Annotated in this window: 13 protein-coding genes; 3 read left to right on the top strand and 10 right to left on the bottom strand. The window is 42.1% G+C overall.

Features of this window, described 5'->3' with window-relative positions; genetic code table 11:
* Nucleotides 1-185: 185 nt before the first annotated feature.
* Both LA313_RS02960 and LA313_RS02965 read right to left on the bottom strand, forming a co-directional pair.
* On the bottom strand, nucleotides 186-2,786 hold the full coding sequence (locus LA313_RS02960; RefSeq protein ID WP_228913124.1) for a glycoside hydrolase 5 family protein: 2,601 nt from the start codon (nucleotides 2,784-2,786) through the stop codon (nucleotides 186-188).
* A 376-nt stretch (nucleotides 2,787-3,162) separates the two neighbouring features.
* The gene (locus tag LA313_RS02965; protein ID WP_228913125.1) at nucleotides 3,163-3,888 is read right to left on the bottom strand and encodes an NUDIX hydrolase; all 726 of its coding nucleotides are present in this window, start codon (nucleotides 3,886-3,888) and stop codon (nucleotides 3,163-3,165) included.
* 101 nt (nucleotides 3,889-3,989) lie between these two features.
* On the opposite strand from LA313_RS02965, the gene galK reads away from it, so the two are divergent.
* Both galK and LA313_RS02975 read left to right on the top strand, forming a co-directional pair.
* Entirely contained in the window at nucleotides 3,990-5,150 is a 1,161-nt protein-coding gene (gene galK / locus LA313_RS02970) for a galactokinase (protein WP_228913126.1), read from the top strand.
* 4 nt (nucleotides 5,151-5,154) lie between these two features.
* Nucleotides 5,155-6,195, top strand: coding sequence for a UDP-glucose--hexose-1-phosphate uridylyltransferase (locus tag LA313_RS02975; protein ID WP_228913127.1), 1,041 nt, complete (start codon nucleotides 5,155-5,157; stop codon nucleotides 6,193-6,195).
* Nucleotides 6,196-6,363: 168 nt separating this feature from the next.
* On the opposite strand, the gene LA313_RS02980 is transcribed toward LA313_RS02975, so the two are convergent.
* The 8 genes from LA313_RS02980 to LA313_RS03015 all read right to left on the bottom strand — a co-directional run bounded on the left by LA313_RS02980 (nucleotide 6,364) and on the right by LA313_RS03015 (nucleotide 18,645).
* Nucleotides 6,364-8,040, bottom strand: a complete 1,677-nt coding sequence (locus LA313_RS02980) for a sodium/sugar symporter (RefSeq protein ID WP_228913128.1) — start codon at nucleotides 8,038-8,040, stop codon at nucleotides 6,364-6,366.
* A 126-nt stretch (nucleotides 8,041-8,166) separates the two neighbouring features.
* The gene (locus LA313_RS02985) at nucleotides 8,167-9,147 is read right to left on the bottom strand and encodes an aldose epimerase family protein (RefSeq protein WP_228913129.1); all 981 of its coding nucleotides are present in this window, start codon (nucleotides 9,145-9,147) and stop codon (nucleotides 8,167-8,169) included.
* Complete coding sequence (locus LA313_RS02990) at nucleotides 9,144-10,976, bottom strand: DUF885 domain-containing protein (protein ID WP_228913130.1); 1,833 nt, start codon at nucleotides 10,974-10,976, stop codon at nucleotides 9,144-9,146. The genes LA313_RS02985 and LA313_RS02990 overlap by 4 nt, the downstream gene beginning before the upstream one ends.
* Nucleotides 10,977-11,092: 116 nt before the next feature.
* Nucleotides 11,093-12,961: a CocE/NonD family hydrolase gene (locus tag LA313_RS02995; RefSeq protein WP_228913131.1), complete on the bottom strand. Its 1,869-nt coding sequence runs from the start codon at nucleotides 12,959-12,961 to the stop codon at nucleotides 11,093-11,095.
* 66 nt (nucleotides 12,962-13,027) lie between these two features.
* Nucleotides 13,028-15,037 (bottom strand): protein-disulfide reductase DsbD family protein, encoded by a 2,010-nt coding sequence (locus tag LA313_RS03000; protein WP_228913132.1) that lies wholly within the window; start codon nucleotides 15,035-15,037, stop codon nucleotides 13,028-13,030.
* Complete coding sequence (gene tilS / locus LA313_RS03005; protein WP_228913133.1) at nucleotides 15,034-16,344, bottom strand: tRNA lysidine(34) synthetase TilS; 1,311 nt, start codon at nucleotides 16,342-16,344, stop codon at nucleotides 15,034-15,036. Before tilS ends, LA313_RS03000 begins: the two co-directional genes overlap by 4 nt.
* A gap of 454 nt (nucleotides 16,345-16,798) precedes the next feature.
* Nucleotides 16,799-18,109 (bottom strand): anthranilate synthase component I family protein, encoded by a 1,311-nt coding sequence (locus LA313_RS03010; protein ID WP_228913134.1) that lies wholly within the window; start codon nucleotides 18,107-18,109, stop codon nucleotides 16,799-16,801.
* A complete protein-coding gene (locus LA313_RS03015) occupies nucleotides 18,109-18,645 on the bottom strand; it encodes an NADPH-dependent FMN reductase (protein ID WP_228913135.1) in 537 nt (178 codons plus the stop codon). The genes LA313_RS03010 and LA313_RS03015 overlap by 1 nt, the downstream gene beginning before the upstream one ends.
* A 126-nt stretch (nucleotides 18,646-18,771) precedes the next feature.
* Here LA313_RS03015 and LA313_RS03020 point away from each other — a divergent pair, with 126 nt between their 5' ends.
* Nucleotides 18,772-20,121: a DEAD/DEAH box helicase gene (locus tag LA313_RS03020; RefSeq protein ID WP_228913136.1), complete on the top strand. Its 1,350-nt coding sequence runs from the start codon at nucleotides 18,772-18,774 to the stop codon at nucleotides 20,119-20,121.
* The last annotated feature ends 18 nt before the right edge of the window (nucleotides 20,122-20,139 follow it).

Consider the following 20,139-nt stretch of genomic DNA (forward strand, 5'->3'; position numbering starts at 1 on the left):
TCGTGAATTCGTAGCACAAATTTCTGATCACTGAAAATAAAACACTGATCACTCACTTACTCGCTACCCCGTCCTGCGGCAACCCTTCCGAAGGAGGAGACACCATCGAGAAAATTCCGAAAAATCATTCGTGAATTCGTGGCACAAATTTCTGATGACTGCTCATTGAGCACCGATCACTAAATTCACTCCAGTCTCACTGAAATAATCCCCACCCCGTGCTGCTCTTCCCTTTCCTGTTCTAAAAGATCTGGCCCTATAGAAAACTGAAGACTTTCGGCATCTTCAATATCAAATGATTCCTGTACATTATGTTCGAAGTATAAGGGAAGGAAGGTAGGATAAGGTCTTGGTAAGGTCACCGTATGTACCGGTTCAAGAGCAGAAAGATCGATCTCGTATTCCTTTATTCCCGGTTGAAGTTCAATTACTTTTCCAAAAGACCTTCCATTATTCATAACCAGCGCCACCTGTAGTTTTACCGGCTTTTCATTGAGCGCCCGTCCTTTTAGAACCAGTTTTTCTTTATTTCCAAGATCCCCGCTCCTACCCTCAGTATTTCTGTTGAAGTTATATCTAAAAGAGTAATCGTAAACGGGTTTAGCATTGGTGTTCTCTGGATCTATTTCAAATAATTTTTCAACATTCACTCTATACTCAGCTTCTCCGGGATGATCTGTTGGAACTCTGTTGAGGGTTGGCAGCCATTTTGCTACAACATTTTCTGAATCTTCTAAGGCATTAAACAGATATACCGGCGCTTCAGGATCAACCACCCTTATTGTATAAGGCTCATCGGGATCAAAACTCCACTCACCGGGATTACCTTCCTGCCCTCCCGGAAATGTTCTGGTTCCATTGGTATTGGTGACAATTATCCGGTACTCTAAAAAGCCATTTTTAAGCAGCTTTTCCGGTACCGTGGCTGTATAGGTATAAGCCTCTCTCTGCTGAAGATCTACACTTTCATAGTTATTCCCATTTTTGAACCATGCCTGCACCTGCTCTATTGGTTCATTGGACACTACAGTAGCCGATATTTCATGTTTCCTACCCTCTGAAAGTGTCGCCAATGGTTCATGTACGAGATAAGTTTGATCCACTGTATTATCTGGAGCTATAAAAGCAGTTAAATTTTCTGCCGTCCAATTTTTATAAAAAGTCTTTCTGTTTTTGCCCTTTTTGGCGAGTATGTAAGTGCCGGGTTCGATTTGAAAGCTACTACCAAAAGAGGTTTCATCAAAATCATTTCTTTCATTGATCCCCCGAACTTCAAATTCCTTTCCAAGGCCGGGGAGGTTTACTTCCATTTCCCACTTCCCATGCTTAATCACGGCCAAGGTCTTTTCAAGACTGTTGTTTCCAAAAGGATTATCTACTAAAATAGCATCTGGCATTACTTCCAGTCTCCAGATTCCGTCTTCCAGTTTATCCAGGAAGTAAGCTCCCTTACCACCATATTTCACCACCGGAGAATCCCCAAAGCCGGCGATCTGCTTCAGCTTTTTCCAATTTTTCGGCTGACTTTCAGTAGAATTCGTGTAAAGGAATTTTTCAGCTGAATTCATTTCAGCAAGATCTTTTTCATAGCTAATGCTGAAATTTCCGAAGTTAAGGTTGTCGGGATATCCTCCAAAATCTTCATTCATGGGCAGCTTATGAAAGATCTCCCCGCTTATCATTAGAGCCAAAGCTTTTTGCGGAGTGTAGGCCAGGTTCATATAATGGGTATCATACTCTGTGTTGCCGGAAGCCATGTATGTTGGATCATAAGCAAAATGAGTCCCAATCTGCATTCCCGCCTGCCTAAAACTTCGTGCCATGGCCGGGTACATGTAAGACTTCATCACATCTGCCGCATCAAACTCATACACCAGCTTTGCCAGGCCATTTTCCGTCCAAACCTGGTCAAAAGGAATGTGGTAGTTATTGACATTAGGAAGCAGATTTCCCTCCAGCTCTTTTCCAAATCCGAGTCCCGTGGGATACCATTGAAAAGTTCCGCCGTCGATACCCGAAGCGGCATAAACTTCTGCCAGTTGGGTGCTGTGAGTAACATTGTAAAAGATTGGCTTCCTGGTCCCGGTAGATCTCATAGATGCCAACATACGTTCAATGAACTCCTGTACCTTTTCGGGACTCTCACGGTGGTGCGGCTCGTTGCTAACCTCAAAGGCTATTACATTGGGGTCATCTTTATAAGCAATGCCGGTGTAAGGATTCACATGCTCCAGGAATTGCGCCAGGTAATTTTCCTGCGCCTCGATAGCCAGCGGATTAGTGAGGCTTCCCTCTTTCCCATATTTGCTGGAAAAACCGGGGGTGTCTTCATCGGGTTCAGGCCAGCCGTTACCCCAGTAAGCTATAGGCGTAAGTACAAAATTGATTCCGCGGCTCTTTAACTCATTGATAAGGTAGTCAAAGTGATCAAGATGTTCATTTTCCAGGAGGTTTCCCTCCTCATCGCTTATCTCGGTATCCCAAATATGAATACGGTAAAGGTCGAAACCAAGCCGTGAAAAATGATAAATATCTTTTCGGATTTCGGCTTTAAGGTCAACACCAAGTTTTTGTCCTGTGCGAAAAGCATGTGCAAAGGGCACCGAATAATTTACTCCAAAGCCTTTCACCTCTTCCTTGTTATGGCCCCAGCGCATCACCCCGCCTTGATCTACATAAACATCCCCCTTTTTATCATTTTTTACAACCTGTGCAAAAACAGAATTTAAAGACATCGAAAGAATTCCCCAGAGGAACAGGTACTTCAAAGTTTTGGAAAATATCATACGGGAGCTTTTTTTCGGCTTCTATTTTTCTAAGAAAGTTCTTTTAAATTTAAACCTGTTTCTATATAAGTGTCGCTGAAGTTCTTCAAAAATGTCATTCCACCCAGTTGAAAGTGGCTGAGATTGTAAACTATAGGATCAAAAAAGTTTCCGGAAATCTTACTTTGAGAAAAGTAATAAATATGGAAGATTTGTTTGTAAGAAAGCTGCTGAATCCTTACCTCATTCGTGCGAGGTAGGGACTCACAACCAAAAAAGGTAAGGACAAAACAAGTTAAAATAATCCATTTCAACTGTTGTTGCATACAGCAGTTTAATAACTGTAAATATTACCTTTATTTTTGAATTAAAGAAAAGATTTTAGAAAATTTTAATTTTAGAAAACTTCGAAATCATTCCCCTTTTCTATAAGCCTTTTGTACCGCTTATGATCAAACTTATACAAAAATGCTCCTCTTTTTGAAGAAGTTTTATCCTTCTCATCCAACTTCACAAGCACATTATGGGAAAAGACCTTTTTCCGAAAGTTTCGGGTGTCCAGTTCTTTTTGAAAAATAGCTTCGTAAACACTTTGCAGTTGGGGAATGGTGAATTTTTCGGGAAGTAATTCAAATCCCAAAGGTTGAAACCGTGCCTTCTGCTTTAATTTTGCAAGCGCATCTTTCACCATTTGTCCGTGATCAAGCACAAGTGGCGGCAAATCATTGACATCGTACCATGCTGCCCCATGCTCTTTTACCAGTTCTTTATCGTATTCATTAAGCCTTATCAATGCATACTGTCCAACAGAAATGCACCGGTAACCAGGATCACGATTGGCAGCTCCATAAACCTTAAGCTCTTCCATAAATACATTTTTGAGTCCGGTGGTCTCTTCCAGCACCCTTTCGGCAGCAGCCGAAACATCCTCGTCAAGATTTACAAAACTTCCAATGAGCGACCATTCACCACTCAAGGGAGCTACCCTTCTCTGGAAAAGCAGCAGCTTAAGATTTCCCGAATCAAATCCGAAAATAATACAGTCTGTCGCGACATACATTTTGCGGTTGTCCTTATAGTAATCCTTTTGGACAGCATGCAAATCCTCTTTTTCTTTGTACATTGATGATGGTGTTACTTACTACAAAAAAACTATTTTTTTCCGAATTTGAAAATTAATGTATAATTTACATTTATTATCTTTGAGTTACTAAACTTCCCGTCGTGAAAAATAGAACTGAAGATACCTTACCCGAAAGTTTCAGAAATTTTAAAGTACACTTCACTGTATCTGCACCCGGTAGGATCAACCTCATTGGAGAACATACAGATTATAATGATGGTTTTGTCCTGCCCACAGCAATAGACAAGACCATTAAGCTCCATTTTGCCGCTAATTCTACTCCCTACTCCTGCAGTATTTACAGTAAAACATATGGAAAAAGCTTTAGCTTTGACCTGCGGAAGATAGCCAGGAGCGAAGAACAGTGGGAGAACTACATCCTGGGAGTGATAAACGAAATTCAGAAGCGCGGAAAATATCCTGAAGGTTTCGACTGTATTATTGAAAGTGATCTTCCTGTTGGTTCCGGAATAAGTTCTTCGGCTGCACTGGAAAGCGGGATGGCCTTTGGCCTCAATGAACTTTTTGGCTTCGATCTTTCCCGGAAAACTATAGCTGAATTATCCAGGGACGCTGAGCATAACTACGTGGGCACCAAATGTGGGATCATGGACCAGTACGCCTCTGTACTAAGTAAGAAAGACCACCTTATTTTACTGGACTGCCGCAGCCTCGAAGCCACATATATTCCTGCAAAGTTTAAAGATCACAAGCTCCTGCTCTTGAATACGATGGTATCACACAGCCTTGCCTCAAGCGAGTACAACACCCGAAGAAAGGAATGTGAAGAAGCCGTATATCATATTAACCAATTATATCCCGAAGTAAGATCTTTAAGAGATGTCAATCTGACCCGATTGGCAGAATTCAGGAACTCTCTCCCTGAGATCCTTTACAAACGGGCTCATTATGTGGTTTCAGAAAATGAAAGGGTTCTCAAAGCAGTAGAAGCAATAAGCCGGGAAGATCTGGATCAATTTGGTTTACTTATGTACAATTCTCATAAAGGACTTAGAGATAAATATGAAGTGAGTTGTGAAGAACTTGATTTCCTTGTAGACCTCACTACAGAATACAAGCCGGTCAAGGGAGCCAGGATGATGGGCGGTGGATTTGGCGGCTGTACCATCAATCTTATTGAAGAGGACGCCGTTGAAGAGTTTATTGAAATTGCTTCGGAAGCATATCAAAAACAATATAATATCAAACCCGAAGCTATAGTTGTTTCCCCTGAACAAGGTACATACTTTAGAAAACACTAGAATTATGACCGAAGCTTTCAACACTCACCCACATAGAAGATATAATATTTTAACGGGAGAATGGATCCTGGTTTCTCCCCACCGCACAAAGCGACCATGGCAGGGAAAACTTGAAAAGGTGGTCGGAGAAGAGCGGCCTACCTATGATCCCGATTGTTTTTTATGTCCCGGCAATACCAGGGCCAGCGGAGATAAAAATCCGGATTATAAAGACCCGTTCACTTTTCAAAACGATTTTTCGGCTTTGTTGCCCAACGGCCCGCAGGAGGAAGTGGAAGAAGGACTGCTTAAGGCAAGTTCAGAAACCGGAATTTGCCGGGTGGTATGTTTTTCACCAGATCATTCCCTCACATTACCTGTAATGGAAACAAGTGATATCGTAAAGGTGATCCAGAAATGGAAAGAGGAATATACAGATCTGGGCAGTAGAAAAGACATTAATTACGTGATGATCTTTGAGAACAAGGGAGACATGATGGGTTGTAGTAATCCACATCCCCATGGACAAATCTGGTCTCAGCTTTCAATTCCGGTAGAGGTGCAGAAAAAGACAGAGCATCAAAAAACATACTGGAACCGGAACAAAAAAAGCCTGTTAGGAGATTATCTTGAACAGGAACTTCAGCTTAAGGAAAGGATAGTGCTGCAGAATGAACATTTCGTGGCACTGGTGCCCTACTGGGCCATTTGGCCTTATGAAACCATGATCATCCCGCGGCGGCAAATGCAGCATATTGGGCAGCTTACTTCAGAAGAAGAAAAAGCATATGCCGGTATCCTGAAGCAACTTACCATTCGATATGACAATCTCTTCCAGACCTCCTTTCCATATTCTTCAGGAATTCATCAACAACCAACTAACGGAAAAGAGTACCCGGAATGGCACTTTCACATGTCTTTCTATCCACCACTGCTAAGGTCTAAGACTGTAAAGAAGTTTATGGTGGGTTATGAATTATTTGCAGGCCCACAGCGGGATATCACAGCCGAACAGGCTGCAGAAACTCTACGGAATTTACCCGAAGTACATTACACCAAACATTAGTCTCTCAAAATGGTGTTTTAAACGGCTTATTTGAAAGGTATTTAACGCCCGGAACTACTAAAGTCCGGGCATTTTTATTTTAAAAATTCATAAAAAAGACCCGGGAAAATCCAGGGTCTTTTAAAAAAATTATTATTGATTTTTGCACCTTTTGAAGCAGAACAGCCTCTACCAGAAGATCGCATAAAGCACCGTTACGATCAACATGATCACAAATGCACCAATATTAAACGCAGGGCCGGTTTTGAAGAAATTCTTTGATATAATAATCGACTTTGGATGATTTGCTCCCTTATTTTCAATAAGACTTATCACCATCATTATTGCCATGGTAAGTATCCAGGTAATAAACATTTGGTGCATAAATGGTAATTCTACAAAGAAAGGACTGTCTATCCAGCCATTAGGTCCCACTTTAAAGTAAAGCGCGATGGGAATAGATGCCAAAACTCCCAGGATCGCTGCATTGTTTGTAGTCTTTCTCCAGAATAAGCCCAACATGAATACCGCGAGTATCCCTGGGCTCACCACCCCTGTATATTCCTGGATGTATTGAAAAACCTGTCCCAGGCTTCGTAATTGTGGAGCGAGGAACACTGCAATTATAAGCGCAAGGGTAGCAGAAACTCTTCCAACGGTTACAAGGCGTTTCTCAGAAGCTCCTTTTTGAATGTAAGGTTTATAGATATCCATGGTAAAGATCGTAGCAGTAGAATTTAGCATAGAGGCAATAGAAGATACTATCGCTGCTGCAAGTGCAGCCAGAACCAGTCCTTTTAAACCTGTTGGTACAAATTCCTTGATCAACCATGGAAAAGCGTTATCGTTAATAATACGGCCACCTTCGGCAATAAAAGAAGGGTCTGTGAACTCTTCAGAAAAAGCCCCCCCGGGACCTGTGTTCATTACATAAGCAATAATACCGGGAACAACCACGATCAACGGGATTAGCAGCTTTAAAAATCCTGCAAGGATTATCCCTTTTTGGGACTCCCGCAGACTCTTTGCTGCAAGTGTCCTTTGAATAATATATTGGTTAAAGCCCCAGTAATAAAGGTTTGCCACCCACATTCCGCCGAGCAAAACAGCAAGACCCGGAAGATCCCACCAGGCATCTTTTCCACCGGGTGTAATAATTTCCCCTTTCTCCAGGATCATCGAAAATTTCTCCGGCACCTGTTCATATACAGATACAATTCCCGAAATAATACCTCCATCTTCGGCTACATGAGAAAGCCCAATGTAAGTGGTGATCAAACCACCCACGATCAAAAGCACCACCTGCACAACATCTGTCCAGGCTACGGCTGCAAGCCCGCCGTACAGTGAATATGCAGCCGCAAAAAGTGCAAGGCCAATTATGGAATACATGAAGATAGAACCATCGCCCGAGCCCACAATGGTGTCCAGAGCTGTGGCCCCCAGGTAAAGAACAGAGGTTAGGTTCACGAATATAAAAAGTGCGATCCAGAAGACGGCAAGAATGGTTTTCAAATTGGTACCATACCTTACCTCAATGAATTCAGGAATGGTGTATAATCCTTTTTCAATAAAAATCGGAAGGAAATATTTCCCCACAATGATAAGTGTGATGGCGGCCATCCACTCGTATGATGCAATTGCCAGCCCAATAGCAAAACCAGAACCCGACATCCCTATAAATTGTTCTGCGGAAATGTTAGCGGCAATAAGAGAAGTTCCTATCGCCCACCAGGGAAGGGATTTACTGGCCAGGAAATAATCCTCTGAAGTTTTTCCCTTGCCCCGGGACACCCATAAACCAATACTAATGATCATCAATGCATAGGAAGCAAAAATTATCTTATCGAGTAAAGCAAATTCCATAAAGTGTTAATTAAATGAAGTTTAAAATCATTATCCTTTCCCCCCCAGGACCAGAAGCTGGTCTTCTAAAAATTATGTTAAATATAATAGTTTGGTCAAAAATAAAACTACGGTTCCTCTTTAAAGTTATGAACCGGTTTTGAACTTCCATGTGGTTCTGTTGGAATAGGTTTCTCCCGGTGTTAGAACAACAGACGGGAAATGGCGCTGGTGTGGAGCATCTGGAAATTTTTGGGTCTCCAGACAAATAGCCGCTCGTTCAGAACCTATTTCTGTAGAATACTCCCAGTCGGTAGGAAGATCCTCCGGCACATAAACCACAACAGCGGGTTGATTCGTCTCTACCTCCAAAGAGATTTTAGTTTTATCTCCTTTTAAAACAATTCGGGGATTGTCCTTATCTAATTTAAAGGTCGTATCCAACGGCACCTCCCCTACCGCAACAAGTTGCCGAAAGTCGAACTCTGTGCCGGCAGTTTTCAGGAACTTTCCTGTGGGAATTTTTTGAGCATTGGTTTCAAGATATTCTTCAGCAAAGATCTTTAGCTTGTGATCGTCAACATCGCCCTCTCCATTAAGATTGAAGTAAGTATGATTAGTAAGATTAACAATGGTATCCTTATCTGTTACTGCTGAGTATTCGATCAAGACCTCATTTTCTTCGGAAAGGATATATTTCACCTGAACTTTGAGATTACCCGGATATCCTTCCTCCCCGTCAGGTGAGGAATATTGCAGAACTACAAAAGGATCTTCTTTTTCTTCTTTCTCTAAAATCTCCCAGAGTTTATAGGTGAACCCGTATTCCCCCCCATGAAGATGCACTCCCTCCTTTCCAAAAAGGGAATATTTTTTGTCCTTTAATTCAAATTCATTTTTTGAAATTCGACCTGCATGTCGTCCCACGCTAGCACCAAAAAATTTACCTCGCCGGTGGTAGATATCTGTGAGATAATCTTTCGGCTTCGAAGGACCAACAATAACATTAATCCCGTCTATTTTAAGGCTGAAGATGGTAGCGCCAAAATTGAGAATTTCCAGTTCGGTTCCTTTTCGGTTTTTGAGTTTGATTAACTGTAACTCTTCAACCTTATCTCTACTTTTCAAGCTTTCTGCATTTCCACCCATTCAACAACCAGTTCTTCCAGTATATTAAGTGGTACAGATCCATTTGTCAAAACCACATCATGGAACTCTCTAAGATCAAACTCTTCCCCCAACTCTTTTTTAGCAAATTCGCGCAATTCCAGGATCTTGTTCATTCCAATTTTATAAGCTGTCGCCTGGCCGGGCATAACGATGTGACGTTCCACCATTTTAACGGCATCACTTTCGGCGTTGGGAGAATTCTCAACGTAATAATCAATAGCCTCATCGCGGGTCCATTTCTTAGAGTGAATTCCGGTATCTACAACCAGTCTTATTGACCTCCACAATTCCATAGCCAACCTTCCAAAATCTGAATATGGATCTTCATACAAGCCAATTTCCTTTGGTACAAGCTCGCTGTACAAGCCCCAACCTTCTATATAAGCACCATAACCTCCAATTTTCCTGAACATTGGTAAGCCATCCAGTTCCTGGGCAATAGCCAGCTGCATGTGGTGCCCAGGTATTCCTTCATGATATGCCAATGCCTCCATTTGATAGGTGGGCATGGCCTCCATGTCGTAAAGATTTGCATAGTAAGTACCAGGGCGGGAACCGTCCATGGCAGGTTGTTGATAAAATGCCTTTCCCGCACTTTTTTCTCTAAAAGGCTCGACTGCCTTCACCACAATATCTGCCTTGGGTGTTGTAAGGAATAATTCATCCAGGCGTCCTTTCATCGCGTTGATGAGAGAAGTCGCTTCAGCAAGATATAGCGCCCGTCCCTCCTCAGTGTTTTCATAGTAGAACTGCTCATCTTCCCGCATAAACTGGAAAAAGTCTTTAAGGCTACCCTCGAATTCCACTTCCTTCATGATTTCCTCCATTTCCTTATGAATACGTGCCACCTCACTAAGGCCTATTTCGTGAATCTCTTCGGCAGTGAGGTTTGTGGTGGTGGTTCTTTTTAAAGCGGTATTATAGAAAGCTTTTCCTTTAGGGAATTTCCATGCACCATGATCGGCTGTGGCTCTTTGCTGCTGGTCTTTAAGTTTTACAATAAGGTTTTCATAAGCGGGCTTCACAGAGTTTAGCAGCGCTTCCTGAGCCTCCAGAATTAATTTATCTTTCTGGTCTTTCGGAATTTCCAGTTTTTCGACTTTTGTACTGAAGTCTTCTAAAAGGGCACTTGCCTCGGCCGATTTTTCAAAAGGACGGCCCTGCAAAAGATTTTGGGAAGCTTCAACAGTATGCGCAAAAACAAAAGCAGGAGGCATGATTTGATTCATCTCCCTAAGTTCAAGTCCTTTGATCACATCTTCCATCACCTTCGGAACCTTATTTAACCGCGCAATATATGCTTTGGCATCACTAACCGAATCGATCTTGTGCATGTTTATCAAAAAGGCAGGCAACTCTGCGTGTACTCCAAACATTTGGTTTACAGGATAGTTGTACAGCCGGAAGTCGTAGTCTTCTATTTCATTTTCAAGGTCCTGCCGGCACAACTTATAACTAAGTTCATCCTGGCCCTGTAATGCATCAGCATTTATTTCATTTTTGAGAAACTCAAGTCTTCTCTTTGCCTTTTTTAGATCCTCTGCATAACGCAAATGTGAAAAGTCATCCCAGGAATCATAATTGGTTTTAATTCCCAGCCGCGCCTGCAACATTGGAGATTCTTCAAGGTCCTTCTCGAATTCCTCTTCAAAAAAAGCATTTAACTGTGCACTTTCCTGCTGAATTTCTTCTGAAGTTATCTTTCCTTCTTCCGAAGAATCCTTACAACCGACAAGGCTGAAGATGAAGAACAGGAAAGTTGAAGTATATAAAACTTTTAATTTCATAGTGAAAAGTTATTTCTGAATTAACGGGATTTAAAGTAAGAAAATTGCCGAAATCCTCCAGCAGCTTCTGCTTAAAAAAAGAGGTGCCAAAAATAGCTTTTTTGGCACCTCAGATTTTATTCGAGCACGGTAAAAATGATTTTAGAGTCATGAAAAACCTTATGTTTTTCAGCTTTAAAGTCCTCTTCTTCGGCTTCGAAGATGTTGTCGACATAAGTTTGAGGATTCCGGTCGATCAACGGGAACCATGTACTTTGTACCTGGATCTGTAGCTTGTGACCTTTCTTAAAGGTGTGATGAATATCCTGCAATTGCAGGTTTACTTCTGTTTTCTTGTTGGGTTCAAAGGGTTCGGGATCTGAAAAACTATTTCTAAACCTTCCTCTTATTACCTCACTGCGCACCATCATGTGGTAGTTGCTCATGGAAAGATAATCCTGGGTTTCTTCGTAATCCTCTGCATCGGGAGGATATACATCTATGACTTTCACCACCCAATCTGCAGCTGTTCCTGTCGTAGCTACCTGTAGCTTTGCCAAAACCTCTCCCGCAAGGGTTAGATCCTCCTCCAGCACTTCGGTTTCGTAAACCAGAACATCAGGTCTTCGGGCAGCAAAGCGTTGATCGTCGGTCATATATTTCCGCGGCGTAAAAACCATTTTGATATCTTCAGAATAAGGTACCGGCTTATTTGGATCGCTAATAAATTCTTCGGCTCCTTGCGCCATCGTGGATAGGTCAGCAACCTGCTCATTAAGTTCCTGTTTGTCTCCCAGGTAGTATGTTTTCTTCTCTGCCTCTTTTGGAGGCCAGGCTGCATAGCTCTTCCATTCGCGCAAGCCGGTATCGAACATATAAGCTTCGGGAAGTGGTACAGAAGCATCGGCTTCCCCCTTCAAAAAGTGGTTAAAGAATAATGTTTCTACCTCCTTTTGATAGTTTTCAGAAATATTGTCTCCAAAGTAGACATTCCCAATGGCCTGCCGTTCTCTTTTACGGGCCCAGTCGCCGTGACTCCAGGGTCCCATCACCAACATGTTGAAGTTATCGCCGGTCTCTTCAATAGTCTCGTAAATGTTGAACGGGCCGTAAAGATCTTCAGCATCAAAGAGTCCGCCCACGACCATCACCGCAGGTTTTATGTCTTTTAAATGCTGAACTATTCCTCTTTTTTGCCAGAATTCATCATAATTAGGATGTTCTTTTAATTGTTGCCAGAAGACGTTGTCCTCTCCGTAATACTTGTCGAGATTTTTTAAAGGTCCGGCATCGAGGAAGAATTGATATTGATCTTTTGTTTTTAGATCCGGAAATGAATACCAGGCAGTATCAGATGGTGTGGCCTTTTCGTAACCAAACAAGGCAGTAGCTCGCCAGTAGCTTAAAAAATATGCGCCGTTGTGGTGAAAATCATCGAAAAAGAAGTCCCCAATTGAAGCCTGTGGCGAAACTGCTTTGATTGCAGGATGATTTGCCAGCAAGGAGTAAGTGGCATAAAAGCCGGGGTAAGAGATTCCCCAGAGTCCCACCCGGCCGTTGGTATTCTCTACATTTTCCAGAAGCCACTCTACCGTGTCAAAGGTATCACTGGCTTCGTCGATCTGTTTTCCTTTTTTGTTAGGGATGAAGGGCCGCATATTGTCATATACTCCTTCGCTCATCCACCTGCCGCGTACGTCCTGGTAGACAAAAATATTTCCCTGCTTCATTAGATATTCATTCGGCCCCAGAATGGAACGAAATTGATCTTTCCCATACGGTCTGGAACTATAAGGAGTACGGGTCATTAGTATAGGATATTCCCTGGAAGTATCTTTAGGGGAAAAAATGGTGGTGTGCAGGTTAATGCCATCACGCATAGGAATGACCACTTCCCTTTTATTATAATGGTCTTCGACTTTGAAGTCGATTTCGGTTTGTGCAAAACCCAGGCTGCTAACCAGCAAAAACAGCACCGGCAGGAAAAAAGATTTGGTAAATTTCATGAGTAAGCTTTGTTTTGAAGTCCCTAAAGATAGGAATTCCTGCCAAAAACCTACTGCACTCCCGTGTTACTCCTTATTAAATGCCTCTACGCCCTCTTCCAGCCATTCTTTAAATTCCTCTGAATCTGGCGTATAGCCCACAGGCTGGTTGAGCATGTTCATTTCATGATCAAGCAACACGTAAAAAGGCTGAGAGTTATTTTTGAAGTTAAGGGTTTGGAATGTAGCCCATTTGTCACCAATGGTCTCTATCTGCTTGATCCCACCTGTTGGTTTCTGATAATTGAATTTTTGATCTTCGGGCAGCTCTTTTCGGTCATCCACGTACAGGGAGATAAGCACGAATTCATCCTTCATAACATCAAAGACCTCTGGCTCGCTCCATACCTGCTCTTCCATTTTTCGACAATTCACACAGGCCCAGCCCGTAAAATCGAGGAGAATGGGCTTATTTTCAGCTTTTGCCGCGGCCACCCCTTCATCAAAATCTTTATAAGCTTTTAACCCTAAAGGTCCTTCAGTCTCTTTTTCATAGATACTATAGAACAAAGGCGGCGGGAAACCACTAAGTAGTTTTAAATTGGCGTGAGGCGTATTGGTCAACCCCGGAATAAGGTATACAATAAAAGCCAGGGTTATGATTCCTAAAAATAACTTACCTTTTCCAAGTTTGGTTTTGGGCCCGTCATGTGGAAACCTTATAACTCCTAATAAATAAAGTAATAAACCTATTCCAACTATGATCCAGATCCCAATAAAAATTTCTCTCTTTAGAAGCCCCCAATGCTGTACCAGGTCGGCATTGGAAAGGAATTTAAATGCCAGTGCCAATTCTATAAATCCTAAGACCACCTTAATGGAATTAAGCCATCCACCGCTTTTGGGCAAAGAATTAAGCCAGTTAGGGAAAAGGGCAAACAACCCGAAGGGTAACGCCAACGCCAATCCAAATCCACCCATTCCAAAGGAAAGCTGGGTCGCACCACCATCTGTAGTGAGGGAACTTCCCAACAGAGATCCTAATATTGGCCCTGTACAGGAGAAGGAGACAATTGCCAGGGTAAGCGCCATAAAGAAAACTCCTATTAATCCTCCAAAACTTGAAGCCTTGTCATCCATTTTATTACTCCAGGAGGTAGGCAGCGTGATTTCGTAATAACCAAAAAATGAGAATGCGAAAAAGATAAAGATCACAAAGAATATAATATTCAGTGTGGTATTTGTGGAGATGTTGTTCAGGATTTCCGGATCCAGTGAATCGAGGAGGTGGAATGGCAGACTAAGCAAAAGGTAAATTAAAAAGATAAATACCCCGTACATGATCGCATTGACCAATCCTCTCTTACGAGTCCTCGCACCTTTTGTGAAGAAAGAAACGGTAAGCGGGATCATTGGGAAAACACAGGGGGTAAGTAAAGCAATCAACCCGCCAATAAAACCGAGGAAGAAAATGGTCATAAAGCCATCACCTCCTTCCTCTTCTATATCGACCCCTCCTACTCCTTTTACGTCTATATTAAGAGCTTCGGTTAGGTTTTGATCTTTATCTGATACTTCAAGGTTGGTAAACCCTTCTTCTACTTTATTATCTCCAATGTTAAAGGTGAAACGTTCAGTTTCCGGCGGCAGGCATTTCTCATCGTCACAAACCGAAAAATAAACTTCCGCAGTAATTAGAAGATCTGTTGAATCCAATACTTTTATCTTCTGTTTAAAGACAGCTTCTTCTTCAAAATAGGTGATTTCGGCTTCAAAAACCGCATCAAACATCGCAGGTACATCTGGCTCAACGGTAGTGCCAATAAGCTCATATTTTCCCGGTGCTTCTACAAAGGTAAATTCGGTAGCAATGGGAGCGATCTCAATATCCACTTCCTCCTGGGAGTAAAGATGCCAGCCCGCTTCCAAAGAGGCAGTAAAAACTAAATTATAGATGGAATCGTTTTCCTGCTCAACTGCTGCATCCCATTCAATGGGATCTTCCATTCCCTGCCCCAGGTTATTAGGATCAAAAATTTGGGCGTGGCTGCCAAAAATGGCAAAAAAGAACAATAATAAAACTACCGGTAATCTCATGGTGTGTAACTTAAGCGCAAAATTTGTTTTGTTTCATCTTTAACCGCAAATCGTGCATCGGGACGGTGGCCTATAACCCAAACAATTTTGTCATTGGAGCACAAAAGCCAGCAATTCTCTTTTTGCGGCAAAGATAATTTCTCATCTTTAAAAAACTTGCTCAGTTTCTTTTTCCCTTTCATGCCAAAGGGGTGAAAATAGTCGCCTTCCTGCCATTTCCTTACAACAAGAGGGTATTTGATCTTATCACGGTCCAGAAAAATTGTTCTCGGATCACTGTTTTCAAAATCCTCCACAGCTTCAAAATGGAAGGTTCCCATGGGCAACATTACCACTTCTTCATTTTCTTTGATCTCATACACCTTATCCTCTGTTGGTAACAGCAGCGTAAGCAGTAATTTATCCCGATCTCTAATGAGGCGGTGAGTTTTCGAATAGACAATTTTTCCCGGTTGCGACTCGAGCAGGTCATAAACGTCCTCCCATTCGGTAAATTCAAAAGATCTAAAGAGGGAGTACATTACCGCTTTAGTATTAGGAATGGACTGTAGCTTAGAAATCTCAAACGAATAGCCGTATTCTTCCTGCTTCGCGATCTTCGGAAAAAGTGCCGAAATATAATCTTCTATAAGCTCTGAACTTTGCTGAAGATAATTCCTTGTTTTACTGAAGCTTTCCAACAGCTGCGGATTCAATTCCAGCAACTTCGGAATTACCTCCAGCCGTACTTTATTCCTGAAATATTTTACAGAATCATTGCTGCTGTCCTCTCGCCACTTAAGCTTTTGAAGGTGCGCATAATCTTCGATATGCTTGCGGGTAAAAGGAAGCAGCGGCCTAATGGTGAATTCATTGACATCTGGAATTCCGGTTAAGCCTTCCAGTCCCGTACCCCGTATAAAATTGATTAGAACGGTTTCCAGGTTATCATTGGCATGATGCGCTGTAAAAATATAATCGAACTGCAAGGTTTCCTGCAGCTCCCTAAACCAGTTATAGCGCAAATCGCGCGCCGCCATTTGAATAGATATTTTTTTTTCTTTGGCGTAGGCTTGAGTTTCAAAGCCTTCAATAAAGACTTCAGCCTCAAGTGCATCCGCCAGTTCCATTACAAAAGCCTCATCGCCCTGACTTTCCTCTCCTCTAAGGTGAAAATTACAGTGAGCAAGGGAAAAATCAAGACCTACTTCCCTGCAAAGGTGGGCCAGGACGACGCTGTCCACCCCGCCGCTAACGGCAAGAAGGATTTTCCCCTCAAAAACATTTGGAAACTGCTCCTTAAGATGGTTTTTAAAAGCTAACAGCATAGGCTCAAAGATATCAAAAATGAAGTGGCTTTTTACGGTCTTTTTGCTTTGCCTTTTTAAGTAGTAGCATAGTGAGCCACGAATTCACTAATTCTTCCTATCCTCACTCAGCCGTTCTACACTCACACCTTTATATAGATGCTAATTATTCATTATTAATTGATCATGTTAAAAGCCACGGATTCACTAATGTTTCCAAAACCTGAACAATATCATAGGACTTAATTTGAAAACCGATTTGCCAATCTGTCGCCCCTCCGCGGCTCTTGGCTCTTGACGTGGTTCTTTGGAGCCCGGGGTTGAAACCCCGTGCTAATTACGTTGAGCCCCGTCGGGGGTTTTTATACTCCACAGTTTTGCAACACTAAATGAACAAAATTGCCAAAAGTCATGTTGTAAAATAGGCCCTCTTTTTAGCGGGGGATACTGAACACTGAATACCGATCACTGATCACTACTCATTCTCCTCCAGCACCTGCTTAAGTGCCGCAGCCTTAACAAGACATTCCTGGTATTCATTTTCGGGAACAGACCTGGAAGTAATAGCTCCTCCCACAGAAAAGGATACATATTTTGTGGTTTGATTATAAAGAATACTACGAATCACCACATTAAAATCAAAATCTCCTGAAGGGTCAAAATATCCTACCGCCCCGCTGTAAAGTCCGCGTTTGGTTTTTTCCAGCTCTTCTATTATTTCCATGGCAGATATTTTTGGGGCGCCGGTCATACTCCCCATGGGGAATGTAGTACGCAAGACTTCCACTGCAGGTATTCCTTTTTCCAAAGTAGCTTTTACTGTGGAGATCATTTGGTGTACCTGAGGATAACTGTATACTTTGCACAACTCTGCGACCTCAACACTTCCTTTTTTTGCCGTTTTTGAAAGGTCATTACGAACCAGGTCCACGATCATTACATTTTCTGATCTTTCCTTGGGATCCTGTTCAAGCTTAAGCGCCAGCTCCCTGTCCTTTTCGGGATCAAAATGAGCTCTGGGTGCTGTTCCTTTTATTGGCTGCGTGAGCAATTGATCGCCTTTCTTCTGAAGGTATCTTTCCGGGGAAGCCGAAAGTAAATAATGGTCATGATTCTTAAGAAAAGTAGCGAATGGGGGCTTTGATATGGCATTTAAAGCGATAAATTTCTCAAGAGGATCAAATTCCACTCCTTCAGCAAAAAATTCCTGACAAAAATTTGCCTCGTAAATATCTCCCCGCTGAATATGCGCCAGCATTTCTTCCACTTTTTGCAAATAATCCTCTTTGGAGATACGGGGCTGCATTTTCACCGGATTTCCCTCACCCGATAAAATTTCCTCCTTAAAATGCCCTTTTTGAAGGATTTGTTCCAGGTCTTCTTCCAGTTCGTCGTCCACCATTCTCAAATAGTGAAGTTCAAGCTCGTTATCTTTTAAAAAAAAGATCTTCTTTGGCTGAAAAAAGAATAACTCCGGAAAACCTAGTCCGTCGAAATTCTGGCTTTTCAGGTTTTCCACGTCATTTTTAAGATCGTAGGAGAGATACCCAAAAATCCAGTCGGTTGTTGTTTCCTGGTACTCCTTCAGCTTATCAAAAGCTTTGGAAGCATCGGTTTGTATGGCAGTAAATGCATCTACAGCAAGTACGGCATCATATTGAGAGTAACGGTCTTTATGCTCGTTACTGTCAAACCAAACCACTTCTTCAAACTGCCGTGCCCGGTTGAGCAGGACCTTTTTAATTGGAAAACCTTCTTCTAAAATGACCTTTTTGGATACCCGCACTACACTTTGATTTGCTGAGAAAAAGAGGTGACTACATCAATAACTCCAAGATCAAAGACCTCATTCACGATCACTCCTTTTTCTGAATCGAAATTCTCATAGAATTGCGGCAGACTGAAACTTTCTACTACCTCGCCTCCAAACCTGGGAAACTGATTTTTACAATATTCCAAAGCCGAGGCCCCGCCACGTTGTCCCGGGGAGGTACTCATCAATAGGATCTTTTTGCCATTGAAAAATTTTCTTTCAACCCTGGAAAGCCAGTCCAGGATATTTTTAAAGAATCCTGATACATTGGCATTATATTCATTGACAGCAATAATAAGTGCAGGGGCTTCTACTATCTTTTCGTAAAGAAATTTCACATTCTGCGGAATTCCGTTTTTCTCCTTTACTATGCTGTACATGGGGAATTCAAGTTCATGAAGGTTAAGCACCTCCACAGGATCTGAAATCCTTTGGGATATATTAAGGATAAGCTGGTGGTTAATAGAAGTTGGGCTACTGGAGCCGGCAAAGGCCAGGATCTTACTCATAATTGGAAAATTGAAGGTCAAAAATACAAAATCGACCTTTATGAAATGAAGATGAAGATGCGTGAAACAAAACTCTTAGGCTTTCAACAATTTAAGCTTAACTTTGCCCTCTTAAAATTTTATACCGTGACTTTTCAGGACCTCAATCTTACTACTCCCCTTTTAAATGCACTTGAAGATCAAAAGATCTCTACTCCTACTCCAATCCAGGAGCAGTCTTTACCTGTAATTCTTTCGGGAAGGGACATGGTGGGGATCGCTCAAACCGGTACCGGAAAAACCCTTGCATATCTTCTACCCCTTCTAAAGACCCTGAAGTATTCTGAACAAAAGAATCCACGGGTACTCATCCTGGTTCCTACCCGCGAACTTGTGGTACAGGTAATAGAAGAGCTTGAAAAGCTCACAAAATATATAAATACTAGAATACTTGGAATTTACGGTGGAACTAACATCAACACCCAAAAGCAGCTGGTGGCACAGGGACTTGATATTTTAGTGGCCACTCCTGGCCGCCTGTATGATCTTGCTATAAACCGTGATTTGCAGTTAAAATCGATCCAGAAGCTTGTAATAGATGAAGTTGATGTGATGCTGGACCTGGGTTTCAGGTTTCAGCTTGCCAACATTTTGGAGTTAATTCCTGAAAGCCGGCAGAACATCATGTTTTCGGCTACAATGACAGCAGATGTAGAAAAGCTTATTCAGGAGAATTTCAAGAATCCCGAAACAGTGTCTGTTGCTGCCAGCGGTGCTCCCCTGGAAAACATCAATCAGCAAGGTTATGAGGTTCCTAATTTCTACACCAAGATCAACCTCCTTAAAGACCTGTTGAAAGACAGGGAAACTTTTCATAAGGTGCTCATTTTTGCGGGAAACAAACGTATAGCCGATCGTCTTTTCCAAAACCTCGATCCTTTATTTCCTGAAGAGTGTACCGTGATACATTCCAACAAAACCCAGAATTATCGTTTACGAAGCATACGCCAGTTTGGAGAAGGCTTTTGCCGCATCCTGGTAGCTACAGATGTTATGGCCCGTGGTCTTGACATTGAACAGGTAAGCCATGTGATCAATTTTGATACCCCTGCGTATCCCGAGAATTATATTCACCGTATTGGGCGTACCGGGAGAGCCGAGAAAGAAGGACATGCCATACTTTTTACTACTCCATCTGAACAAGAGGATCTGGATAAAATTGAATCCCTTATGGATCTCAAGATAGACATGCATTCTTTACCCGAAGACGTTCCCGTTTCTTCGGAACTTATTCCCGAAGAACAGCCAAAATCTGAAGAGATCTACAACCCTGAAAAATTTTCTGATGAAGATAAACCGGGCCCGGCTTTTCATGAGAAAAAAGAAAAGAACAAAAAGGTTAACCTGGGTGGTTCATATCGCAGGGAAGTCCAAAAGAAGTACAAGAAGCCAAAGACCAGAGGTGACAAAAATTACAATCGCAGAAACAAGAAATAACTATTCTCCTCCCTGGAG

It is taken from the genome of Salinimicrobium sediminilitoris (genome assembly GCF_020866905.1).
GTDB classification, from domain to species: Bacteria; Bacteroidota; Bacteroidia; order Flavobacteriales; family Flavobacteriaceae; genus Salinimicrobium; species Salinimicrobium sediminilitoris.

Excerpts from the sequence above, each read along its gene's own strand:
- LA313_RS02975 (WP_228913127.1), top strand. The coding sequence starts at position 5,155 with ATGACCGAAGCTTTCAACACTCACCCACATAGAAGATATAATATTTTA.
- LA313_RS02995 (WP_228913131.1), bottom strand. The coding sequence starts at position 12,961 with ATGAAATTTACCAAATCTTTTTTCCTGCCGGTGCTGTTTTTGCTGGTT.
- LA313_RS02965 (WP_228913125.1), bottom strand. The coding sequence starts at position 3,888 with ATGTACAAAGAAAAAGAGGATTTGCATGCTGTCCAAAAGGATTACTAT.
- tilS (WP_228913133.1), bottom strand. The coding sequence starts at position 16,344 with ATGCTGTTAGCTTTTAAAAACCATCTTAAGGAGCAGTTTCCAAATGTT.
- LA313_RS02980 (WP_228913128.1), bottom strand. The coding sequence starts at position 8,040 with ATGGAATTTGCTTTACTCGATAAGATAATTTTTGCTTCCTATGCATTG.
- LA313_RS03015 (WP_228913135.1), bottom strand. The coding sequence starts at position 18,645 with ATGAGTAAGATCCTGGCCTTTGCCGGCTCCAGTAGCCCAACTTCTATT.
- LA313_RS02960 (WP_228913124.1), bottom strand. The coding sequence starts at position 2,786 with ATGATATTTTCCAAAACTTTGAAGTACCTGTTCCTCTGGGGAATTCTT.
- LA313_RS03000 (WP_228913132.1), bottom strand. The coding sequence starts at position 15,037 with ATGAGATTACCGGTAGTTTTATTATTGTTCTTTTTTGCCATTTTTGGC.
- LA313_RS02990 (WP_228913130.1), bottom strand. The coding sequence starts at position 10,976 with ATGAAATTAAAAGTTTTATATACTTCAACTTTCCTGTTCTTCATCTTC.